General features: G+C 74.0%; 8 protein-coding genes. All 8 read right to left on the bottom strand.

Going from position 1 to position 10,663, the window contains the following annotated elements:
* Positions 1-889, bottom strand: an 889-nt coding sequence (locus Q7T52_RS04240; RefSeq protein ID WP_304799711.1) for a Mur ligase domain-containing protein, incomplete at its 3' end; no start/stop codon positions are given.
* Complete coding sequence (gene murG / locus Q7T52_RS04235) at positions 886-1,959, bottom strand: undecaprenyldiphospho-muramoylpentapeptide beta-N-acetylglucosaminyltransferase (RefSeq protein WP_304799709.1); 1,074 nt, start codon at positions 1,957-1,959, stop codon at positions 886-888. The genes murG and Q7T52_RS04240, both read right to left, overlap by 4 nt.
* A gap of 11 nt (positions 1,960-1,970) precedes the next feature.
* Positions 1,971-3,266: a putative lipid II flippase FtsW gene (gene ftsW, locus Q7T52_RS04230; protein ID WP_304799707.1), complete on the bottom strand. Its 1,296-nt coding sequence runs from the start codon at positions 3,264-3,266 to the stop codon at positions 1,971-1,973.
* Between the two features lie 25 nt (positions 3,267-3,291).
* On the bottom strand, positions 3,292-4,818 hold the full coding sequence (gene murD, locus Q7T52_RS04225; protein WP_304799704.1) for a UDP-N-acetylmuramoyl-L-alanine--D-glutamate ligase: 1,527 nt from the start codon (positions 4,816-4,818) through the stop codon (positions 3,292-3,294).
* 7 nt (positions 4,819-4,825) lie between these two features.
* Positions 4,826-5,935 (bottom strand): phospho-N-acetylmuramoyl-pentapeptide-transferase, encoded by a 1,110-nt coding sequence (mraY, locus tag Q7T52_RS04220; RefSeq protein WP_304799703.1) that lies wholly within the window; start codon positions 5,933-5,935, stop codon positions 4,826-4,828.
* Positions 5,932-7,320, bottom strand: a complete 1,389-nt coding sequence (gene murF / locus Q7T52_RS04215; RefSeq protein ID WP_304799701.1) for a UDP-N-acetylmuramoyl-tripeptide--D-alanyl-D-alanine ligase — start codon at positions 7,318-7,320, stop codon at positions 5,932-5,934. Before murF ends, mraY begins: the two co-directional genes overlap by 4 nt.
* Positions 7,317-8,855, bottom strand: coding sequence for a UDP-N-acetylmuramoyl-L-alanyl-D-glutamate--2,6-diaminopimelate ligase (locus tag Q7T52_RS04210; protein WP_304799699.1), 1,539 nt, complete (start codon positions 8,853-8,855; stop codon positions 7,317-7,319). The genes murF and Q7T52_RS04210 overlap by 4 nt, the downstream gene beginning before the upstream one ends.
* A 17-nt stretch (positions 8,856-8,872) precedes the next feature.
* Positions 8,873-10,663: penicillin-binding protein 2 (locus Q7T52_RS04205; RefSeq protein WP_304799697.1), on the bottom strand; the 1,791-nt coding region annotated here is incomplete at its 5' end.

Below are 10,663 nucleotides of genomic sequence, written 5' to 3'. Positions count from 1 at the left end.
CGATGCCGCGCAGGAGGTCGGCGCGGTCGTGACCGAGGGCCTCGCCCGCGGCGAGGGCGGCGAGGGCGTCGGCGACGTAGTGGTCGCCGGGCGCCCACAGGGCGGTGCCCTCGAGCGCGGAGGCGTCGGTCGCGGTCACGGTGATGACGCGGCGGCCTTCGGCGCGCTGGCGGGCGGCGAGCGCGGCGGCCCCGGCGTCGTCGACGCAGCACACCAGGAACCCGTCGGGGTCGAGGGCGTCGGCGAACTCGTCGAACGCCGCCGCATAGGCCTCCGGCGTCCCCCACTGGTCGAGGTGGTCGGCGTCGACGTTGGTGACGATCGCGGCGTGCACGTCGTAGACGAGGAAGGCACCGTCGCTCTCGTCGGCCTCCGCGACGAACACGTCGCCCGACCCCACCGCGGCGTTCACGCCGGTGGCGGCGAGGTCGCCGCCGATGGCGTAGGACGGGTCGGCGCCGGCGGCCTGGAGCGCGACGGTCAGCAGCGAGGTGGTCGTGGTCTTGCCGTGGGTGCCGGCGACCGCGACCACGCGCCGGTCGCCCATCACCGAGGCGAGCGCGGCCGAGCGCGGGAGCACGGTGAGCCCCCGGCGCACGGCCTCGACGTACTCGGGGTTGTCGTCGTGGATCGCGGTCGACACGACGAGCGTGTCGGTCGGTCCGAGCCCGCCGACGTGGGCGGCGTCGTGGCCGAGGTGGACGGTCGCGCCGAGGTCGCGCAGGGTCGCCAGGCCCGGCGAGTCGGTGCCGTCGCTGCCGCTGACGGAGACCCCGCGGGCGAGCAGGATCCGGGCGATGCCGGACAGCGCGGCGCCGCCGATGCCGACGAGGTGGACCCGGCCCAGGGACGCCAGCGGCGGGATCTCGTCGGGGACGGGCACCCTCACCGCCGCGCCGCCTCGGTGATGATCGCGGCCAGCTTGTCGTCGGCGTCGCGCGGGATCAGCCCGGACGCGGCCGCGCTCATGCCGGCGAGCCGGGCTGCGTCGTTGGCGAGGGTGGGCACGTGGGCGGCGACCCAGTCGCTGGTGAGGTCGGCGTCGTCGACGATCAGCGCTCCCCCGGCCTCGACGACGGGGCGGGCGTTGAGCGCCTGCTCGCCGTTGCCGATCGGCAGCGGCACGAAGATCGCGGGGATCCCGGTGGCGGCCGCCTCGGTGACGCTCGACGCGCCGCCGCGGCAGATCATCAGGTCGGCCGCAGCGAGGGCGAGGTCCATCCGGTCGACGTAGTGGGCGACGACGTAGGGCGTGCCCGACGGCTCGGGCGTGGCCTCGCCCTTGGGCCCCACCACGTGGAGCACCTGGACGCCGGCGTCGCCGAGCGCACGGGCGGCGCCGGCCACCGCCTGGTTGAGCCGGCGGGCGCCCTGCGAGCCGCCGGTGACGACGAGCGTCGGCCGGTCGGCGTCGAGGCCGAAGAACGCCAGCGCCTCGGCGCGCAGGCCGGCCCGGTCGAGCTGGGAGATCATCCGCCGGATGGGCAGCCCGATGTACTCAGCCCCGGGCAGCTTGGTGTCGGGGAAGCTGACCGCCACGCGCGAGGCGACGCGCGCGCCGGCCTTGTTGGCCAGGCCGGGCAGGGAGTTCTGCTCGTGGACGACGAGCGGCAGCTTGCGGCGGCGGGCGGCGACGTAGGCCGGCATCGAGACGTAGCCGCCGTAGCCGACGACGACGTCGGGCTCGATCCGGTCGATGATCGCGAGGGTCTCGTTGACCGCGCCGCGGAGCCGGCCGGGGACACGGAAGAAGTCGGCGTTGGGCTTGCGCGGCAGGGGCACCGGCGCGATCAGCTCGAGCGGGTAGCCGGCCTCGGGGACGACACGGGTCTCGAGCCCGCGCGGCGTGCCGAGGCAGGTGATCGACACGCCGGGGTCGAGACGACGGAGGGCGTCGGCGGTGGCGAGCAGGGGCGAGGTGTGGCCGGCAGTACCGCCGCCGGCGAGGAGGACTCTCATCGAGCTAGAAACTACCGGCGCGCCGACAGCCCCGCCGAGCGGAGCTTCTTGCGCTGCGCGAGGGCCCGGGCGGCCGCGGGCTCGCGCCGGGCGAACCCGACGAGGAGGCCGAGGGCGGCGAGGGTCGGCAGCAGGCTCGAGCCGCCGTAGGACACCAGCGGCAGGGGGATGCCGATGACGGGCAGCAGGGCGAGGACCATGCCGACGTTGACGATCATCTGGCCGATCAGCCAGACCACGACGCCGAACGACGCGTAGCGGACGAACGGGTCCTCGGTGTGCCGAGCGATGCGGAGCGCGGAGAACGCGATGGTCAGGAACAGGGCGATGACCAGGAGGGTGCCGACCAGGCCGAGCTCCTCGCCGAGGACGGCGAAGATGTAGTCGGTGTGGGCCTCGGGCAGCGCCCCCCACTTCTGCTGGCTGGCGCCGATGCCCTGGCCGAAGATGCCGCCGGACGACATCGCGTAGAGGCCGTGGGCCGGCTGCCAGCCCGTGCCGTGGAAGTCCTGGAACGGGTCGACGAACGTGGTGATGCGGGCCAGGCGCTCGGTGTCGGTGGCGGCCAGCGCGAGGGCCAGCACGCCGATGAGCAGGCTCGACATCACGAACAGCCGCGCGGGGGCGCCCACCACCCAGAGCATGCCGATCAGGATCGCGAACAGGATCAGCGCGGTGCCGAGGTCGCGGCCGACGATGACAAGGCCGGTGGCGAGCAGCATGCCGGGGACGACCGGGACCATGATCTGGTGGAGGCTGGTGAGGCGGCGCTCCTTGTTGGCGTAGATGTGGGCGGCCCAGACGACCAGCGAGAGCTTGGCGATCTCCGAGGGCTGGATCACGAGCGGGCCGAGGGCCAGCCAGTTGGTGTTGCCGTTGCGCTCGACGCCCATGAACGCGGTGAGCAGCAGCAGGATCAGCGAGACCGAGAACGCCGGGTAGGCCAGGCGCCGGATCCACTGGTGCGAGACGCGGCTCGCGATGAAGGCGCACGGCAGGCCGACGACGACCCACATCAGCTGGCGGCGCACGATCGTGTAGGAGTCGCCGGTCGCGCGGAACGAGAAGACGCTCGACGAGCTCAGCACCATGACCAGCCCGATGGTCAGCAGCAGCGCGGCGGAGCTCAGCAGCAGGTAGTAGGTCGTGAGCGGGCGGTCGAGCGCCTCGCGCAGGGCGCCGAGCCAGGACGTCGGCCGGGCCTTCGTCGAGGTGGTGGACGAGCGCGAGGCGCGGGTCGGGCGCGTGAGGCGCGGACGTGGGAGTCGCGGGAGCCGGAAGGACCGCTCGGGGCTCGCTGTCGTCACCCGGGGTCTCCTGTCGTGCCGGCGTCTAGGGGGAAGTAAGGCCGTGTACGGCTGCGGCGAACAGGTCTCCCCGTGCGGCGTAGTCGGTGAACTGGTCCTGCGAGGCGCACCCGGGGGCCAGCAGCACCGTGTCGCCGGCGACGGCCAGGTCGTGGGCCGCCGCGACGACCCGTCGCATCAGGTCGGGTCCGCCGTCGATCGTTGGAGCAGACCCAGTGTCAGGCGCGTCGATCGCGATCACCCGCACCTCGGGTGCGTGTCGCGAAAGCGCCTCGGCGATCACCTGCTGGTCGCGCCCGAGGAGGACGACGCCGCGCAGCCGCGAGGCCACCGAGCGGACCAGCTCGTCGAACGCCGCGCCCTTGGCCAGGCCGCCCGCGACCCAGACGACCGGGTCGTAGGCCTGCAGCGAGGACTGGGCGGCGTGGGGGTTGGTGGCCTTGGAGTCGTCGACCCAGGTGATCCCGTCTCGGCTGGCGACGACGGCGATCCGGTGGCCGTCGAGACGGAAGCCACGGAGCCCGTCGCGCACCGCTGCCTGGCTGACGCCGTGGGCGCGGGCGAGGGCGGCGGCGGCGAGGGCGTTGGCGACGACGTGGGGCGCGGGCACGCCGCCGTCAGGGGCGAGGTCGGCGAGGGTGCAGAGCTCGGCGGCGCTGGTGGAGCGCTCCTCGATGAACGCCCGGTCGACGAGCAGGTCCTCGACGACGCCGAGCATGCCGACACCCGGCATCCCGAGGGTGAACCCGACCGCGCGGGCGCCCTCGACGACCTCGGCCTCGAGCACGAGGTCCTCGGTGGCCCGGTCGGCGACGTTGTAGACGCACGCCCGCTGGACGTTGCTGTAGACGCGACCCTTGTCGGCGGCGTACTGCTCGTAGCCGGTGCGCGGGCCGAGCCAGTCGCCGGCGTACCAGTCGAGGTGGTCCTCGGCGAGGTTGAGGACGGCGGCGGCCTGGGCGCTCATCGACTGCGTGTAGTGGAGCTGGAAGCTCGAGAGCTCGACCGCGAAGACGTCGTAGGGCGCGGGGTCCATCACGGCCTCGACGATCGGGAGCCCGACGTTGCCGGCGGCGATGCTGGTGAGGCCGCCGGCGCGCAGGATCGCGTCGAGCATCTGGGTGGTCGTGGTCTTGCCGTTGGTGCCGGTGACGCAGAGCCACGGCGCGGGCTCACCGGTCGGGCCGGGTGCCCGCAGGCGCCAGGCGAGCTCGACCTCGCCCCACACCGGTACGCCGCGCGCGGCGGCCTGGGTGAGGAGGGCGCTGTCGGGCCGGAACCCGGGCGAGGTGACCAGCACGTCGACCTCGTCGGGCAGCGTCCGGGTGGCGCCGGCGTGGATGTCGACGCGGGCGCCGAGCACCTCGAGCAGCTCGGCCTTCTCGAGCTGGGCGGCCGTGGCCTTGTCGGCCAGCGCGGTCACCGAGGCGCCGAGGTGGGTCAGGTTGTCGGCCGCCGCGAACCCGGACACGCCGAACCCGGCCACCACCGCGCGCACGCCGTCCCACGACGACTGGCGGTCGAGCCCGTCGACGTCGCGTGCCGCGCTCACCGGGGGCTCACAGGCGGGCGACCCACTCGGCGTAGAAGACGCCGAGGCCGGTGGCGACGAAGAGGCCGGTGATGATCCAGAACCGGACGACGACGGTGACCTGCTCCCAGCCGAGCATCTCGAAGTGGTGGTGGAGCGGGGCCATCCGGAAGACCCGGTGCTGGGCCTGCACGCGGAACACCTTGCGGAAGAGCGCGCTCTTGCGGCTGGCCTTGAAGACCGTGGTCTGGATCATCGACGACAGCGTGATGAGCACGAACAGGCCGCCGAGGATGACGAGCAGCAGCTCGGTGCGGGTGAGGATCGCGAACCCGGCGAGCGCGCCACCGAGGCCGAGCGAGCCGGTGTCGCCCATGAAGATCGCGGCTGGCGAGGCGTTCCACCACAGGAAGCCGAAGCAGGCGCCGGTGATCGCGGCGGCGATGATCGCGAGGTCGAGCGGGTCGCGGACGTCGTAGCACTGCGGGCCGGGGCTGTTCTCGCAGGACTGGCTGCTCTGCCAGATGTTCACGAGCATGTAGGCGCCGAACACCATCACGCAGGCGCCGGAGGCCAGGCCGTCGAGGCCGTCGGTCAGGTTGACCGCGTTGCTGGTGCCGGTGACGATCAGCCAGATCAGCAGGACCGCGAGGATCACCGGCAAGGCGAGCCAGTCGATCTCGCGCAGGAACGAGATCTTCTCGCTGGCCGGGGTGCGGTTCCTCTCGTCCTCGAGCCACGGCGACAGCGACAGCGCGCCGAAGGTGACCGCGACGAGGGTCTGACCGACGATCTTGGCCTTGCTGCGCAGGCCGAGGCTGCGCTGCTTGTAGATCTTGATGAAGTCGTCGAGGAAGCCAACCAGGCCGCAGCCCACGAACAGGAAGATCAGCAGCAGTCCGGACGCCGAGGGGGGCGTGAGCGTGATCAGCTTGGCGGCGAAGTAGCCGACGACGACCGCGCCGATGATCGCGACCCCGCCCATCGTGGGAGTGCCGCGCTTGGTGTGGTGGGTCGTCGGCCCGTCGTCGCGGATCTCCTGGCCGTAGCCGAGCTTGGTGAACTGCGTGATGGCCACGCGGGTGCCGAGCAGCGAGATCAACAGGGAGATGCCGCCGCCGAGGAGGATCGCTCTCATGAGGTGGGCGATCCTCCTTCCGTGTTGTCCAGCATGTCGTCCAGCGGGGTGTCCAGCAGTGCGGCGGCGAGCACCTCGAGCGCTGCCGCTCGGGAGGCCTTGACGAGGACGACGTCCCCGGCGCCCGCATTCTTCCGCACCCGGGCGAGTGCGTCGTCGCGCCCCGCCGTGACGATCACCTCACCGACGCCCGCTCCCCGCGCGCCGTCGGCGATCCCGGTGGCGGCGTCGCCGACGACGACCACGACGTCGACGCCGGCCGTGGCCGCGCCGACCTCGCGGTGGCCGGCGTCGTGCTCGGGGCCGAGCTCGCGCATCTCGCCCAGGACCGCGACGGTCCGGCCGGACCGCTCGCGACCGAGGGCGCGCAAGGCGTCGAGCGCGGCACGCATCGAGGCGGGGTTGGCGTTGTAGGAGTCGTTGAGGACCAGCAGCCCGTCGGCGCGCTCGGTCAGCTCCATCCGCCACGGCGAGGCGGCCTCGGCGGTGGAGAGCCGCTCCGCCACGTCGCCCAGGGGTACGCCGGCCGCGAGGGCCATCGCGGCGGCCGCGGCCGCGTTGGCGACCTGGTGGGCGCCGGTCTGGCGCAGCGTGACGCGCTCCCACGAGCCGTCGTCGCTCGACCCGAGGTCGAACGACGCGCGTCCGAGGGCGTCGAGCGACACGTCGCGCCAGCGCACGTCGCCCGCCTGGCCGAACGTGAGGACGCGGCCGCGGGTGCGTGAGGCCATGGCGGCGACCCGCGGGTCGTCGGCGTTGAGGACGGCGGTCCCGTCGTCGCCGAGCGCCTCGACGAGCTCACCCTTGGCTGCGGCGATCGCCTCGACGCCGCCGAACTCGCCGACGTGGGCGGTGCCGACGTTGAGCACGCCGGCCACGGTGGGCGGCGCGATCTCGCAGAGGTAGGCGAGGTGGCCGATGCCGCGCGCGCCCATCTCGAGCACGAGGTGGGTCGTGGAGGGGTGGGCGCGCAGCACGGTGAGGGGGACGCCGAGCTCGTTGTTGTTGTTGGCGCGGGTGGCCACGGCGGTCGGCGCGAGCAGGTGGGCGAGGAGGTCCTTGGTGCCGGTCTTGCCCTGCGACCCGGTGAGTGCCAGCACGGGCGTGCCGAGGCGGTCGACCACCGCGCGGGCGAGGCGACCCAGGGCGACGGTCACGTCGTCGACGACCACGGTCGGCGCGCTCGTGGGACGGCTGCCGAGCACGGCGTGCGCCCCGTCGGCGTAGGCGTGACCGTCGACGCGCTCCCCCACCACGGCGACGTAGAGCCCGTCCGGCTCGGCCGCGCGGGTGTCGACGTAGGCCGCCCCGTCGACGACCACGTCGGGTCCGTGCAGGTCGCCGCCGACGAGGCGGGCGATCTCGGTCAGGCGCAGCGGGATCACCCTCGGCCGCCCGGCAGCGTCGCGAGCAGCTCGCGCGCGACGACGCGGTCGTCGAACTCGTGCACGACCCCGGCGACCTCCTGGCCGGCCTCGTGCCCCTTGCCGGCGACCAGGACGACGTCGCCCGCCCGGGCGAGGCCGAGGGCGTGCGCGATGGCCGCGCGGCGGTCGCCGACCTCGACGACGCGGTCACGGTGGGCCTCGTCGACGCCGGACAGCATGGCGGCGCGGATCGCGGCGGGGTCCTCGGTGCGCGGGTTGTCGTCGGTGACGACGAGGACGTCGGCCAGGCGCGCGGCGATCTCGGCCATGATCGGCCGCTTGCCGGGGTCGCGGTCGCCGCCGGCTCCGAGCACCACGACCACGCGGCCGCCGCCGGACTCGGCGAGCGGGCGCAGGGTGCCGATGGCGGCCTCGACGGCGTCGGGCTTGTGGGCGTAGTCGACGACGAGCAGGAAGTCCTGGCCCGCGTCGACCCGCTCGAGCCGGCCGGGCACCCCGCCGGAACGGGCGATCGCCGTCGCCACGACCGCGGGGTCGAAGCCCGCCTCGGCCGCGGCCGCGATCGCGGCCAGGGTGTTGGTGACGTTGAACCGCCCCGGCAGCGGTACGCCGGCCGCGAGGGTCAGGCCGGCGGGCCCGGCCACGGTGAAGCGGGAGCCCTCCCGCTCGAGGACCAGGTCGACCGCACGCCAGTCGGCGTCGGGGTCGTCGAGGGCGAAGGTCCGCACCGGCAGCGTCGTCTCGCGGGCCAGGCGACGACCGTGCTCGTCGTCGGTGCCGACCAGCGCGAGCCGCGCCCGTTCGGGCGTGAAGAGCGAGGCCTTGGCGCGGTAGTAGTCCTCGACGTCGGTGTGGAAGTCGAGGTGGTCACGGCCGAGGTTGAGGAAGACCGCGACGTCGAAGACGACCCCGTCGACCCGGCCCATGACGAGCGCGTGGCTCGAGACCTCCATCGCGCACACGACGACGCCCCGCTCCCGCATGACGGCGAAGAGGGCATGCAGGTCGGGTGCCTCGGGCGTGGTCAGCGTGGTCCTGACGTCGGTGCCCGCGATCCGGGTGCCGACGGTGCCGACGACCGCGGCGCAGGTGCCCGAGCCCTGGAGGCCGGCCTCCGCGAGCCGGGTCGTCGTGGTCTTGCCCTGGGTGCCGGTGACGCCGATCATCGCCATCGCCGTCGCGGGGTCGCCGTGGATGCGCGCCGCGAGCGCACCGAGGACGGTGCGCGGCCGCTCGACGACGACGACCGGCACCCCGGCGGCGGCCGCGCGGTCGCTCCCGGCCTCGTCGGTCAGCACGGCGACGGCACCGCCGGCGACGGCCGCGGCAGCGAAGTCGGCGCCGTGCACGCGGGCGCCCGGCAGCGCGGCGTAGAGGTCACCGGGCTCGACCCGCTGGGTCGAGAGCGTCAGCCCGCGCACGGCCACGTCGGAGGCGTCGCCGACGACGCGGGCGCCCGCCAGGCTGCCCGCCAGGCCGGCGAGCGGGGTCACGGCCGGGGCGTGCGGGCGGGTCGTCAGCGGCGGTTCCATGGCCGACCCATCCTGCATCACCACCCGACGGGAAGCCGCGACGGTGGGGTGCCGGTGGGGGCGACGGCGTAGCGCCGCAGGGTGTAGCCCATGACCTTGGCGAACGCGGGTCCGCCGACCGAGCCGCCGCCACCGCCGTTGCGCGGGTTCTGCACCACGACGTAGGCCGTGAAGCGCGGGTCGTCGGCCGGGGCGAAGCCCGCGAAGGAGACGGTGAACGAGCCGTCGTAGACCCCGTCGACGACGCGCTGCGCGGTGCCGGTCTTGCCGGCGACGCGGTAGCCCGGGATGGCCGCGCCGGGGGCGACGCCGTCCTCGGGGTCGAGGACGCGCTCCATCATCTCGGACGTCTGGCGGGCGGCGTCCTCGCTGACGACGCGGCGACGCTGGGCGACGCCGCTGCCGACCTCGGTGCCGTCCTTGAGGGTCGCGACGCCCTTGACGATGCTCGGGTCGACGCGCTCGCCGCCGTTGGCGAGCGTGTTGATCGCGCCCCACATCTGCAGCGCGTTGACCGACAGCGACTGGCCGAACGCGATGCGGTCCCCGGTCTGGCTGGTCCACATGGCGCCGGAGGGCAGGATGCCGGCACTCTCGCCGGCCAGCCCGACGTCGGTCCTGGCGCCGAGCCCGAAGTCGGTCAGGTAGGAGCGCAGCTGGCCCTGCTCGAACTGGTCGGCGGCCATGACGGTGCCGATGTTGGACGACTTGGCCAGGATGCCGGCGAGGGTCAGCCGGATCGTGCCGTGCTCGAAGTAGTCGTGGATCGGGCGGTCCTGGCGCAGCAGCACGCCCGGTACCTCGAAGCGGGTCTTGCTGGTGACCTTGCCGGCGTCGATGAGCGCGGCCATGGTCAGCGCCTTCTCGACCGAGCCGGGCTCGTAGGGCTCGCTGAGCGACGGGGTGCCGCGGTGGTCCTTGGAGGCGAGGTCGGGCCGCGAGGCGTCGTACGTCGGGTAGTCGGCCAGGCACAGGACCTCGCCGGTCCGGGAGTCCCCGACGACGATCGTGCCGGAGTCGCCCCGGGCGTTGCGCACGGCGTCGGCGAGCACCTGCTGGCAGTACCACTGCAGGTCGCGGTCGATCGTGGTGGTGAGGTCGGCTCCGTCGCGGGGCTCGTCGACGGTGTTGTCGCCGAGCGGGATCCGGCTGCCGGAGGCGCCGACCTGGTAGCGGGCCTCGCCGTCGTGGCCGGAGAGGTAGCTGTTGAACGCCGTCTCGAGGCCGGCCAGCGGCCGCGCCGAGCCGTCCTTCTTGGGGGTGCCGAGGAAGCCGACGAGGTTGGCGCCGATCTCGCGCGACGGGTAGACGCGCACCGGGTCGTCGCGGGTGTAGATGCCGACGAAGCCGCGTTCCTTGGCCGCGTCGACGACGTCGCGGGCCCGCGCGGCCGGGATCTGGCGGGCGACGTACTGGAAGCGGCTGTCGGGCATCCGCAGCCGCTTGAGGGTCGCGATGTAGTCGAGGTCGAGGCGGCGCGAGAGGAAGCCGGCGAGCTCGGCCGCGCGCTTCTGGGTGAGGGAGGGGTCGGCGACGACCATCAGCCCGTCGATCGAGTCGGCGAGGGGCTCGCCGTTGCGGTCGAGGATGTCGCCGCGCTCGGCGGGGAGGACGACGCTGATCTTGCCCTCCTCGGCGGCCATGGCGGCGTACTGGCCGGGGTCGACGCCCTGCAGCTGCACGAGCCGGGCGGCGAAGAGGGAGAGCACCATCGCGATGAAGACGAAGCCGACGCGGAGGCGGAGCGTCGACGACCCGCGCTTGAGGCGGGTGGCCGGCCTGCCGACGGGCCTGCGGGCCGCCGGCCT

It is taken from the genome of Nocardioides sp. (assembly GCF_030655615.1).
Taxonomy (GTDB): Bacteria; Actinomycetota; Actinomycetes; order Propionibacteriales; family Nocardioidaceae; genus Nocardioides.
Note: the sequence above shows the minus strand (reverse complement) of the source record. Positions and strands in the feature narration are given on the sequence as shown.

Bases quoted from the DNA above. Each gene is read 5' to 3' on its own strand.
- Q7T52_RS04210 (WP_304799699.1), bottom strand. From the start codon at position 8,855: ATGGAACCGCCGCTGACGACCCGCCCGCACGCCCCGGCCGTGACCCCG.
- murG (WP_304799709.1), bottom strand. From the start codon at position 1,959: ATGAGAGTCCTCCTCGCCGGCGGCGGTACTGCCGGCCACACCTCGCCC.
- mraY (WP_304799703.1), bottom strand. From the start codon at position 5,935: ATGAGAGCGATCCTCCTCGGCGGCGGCATCTCCCTGTTGATCTCGCTG.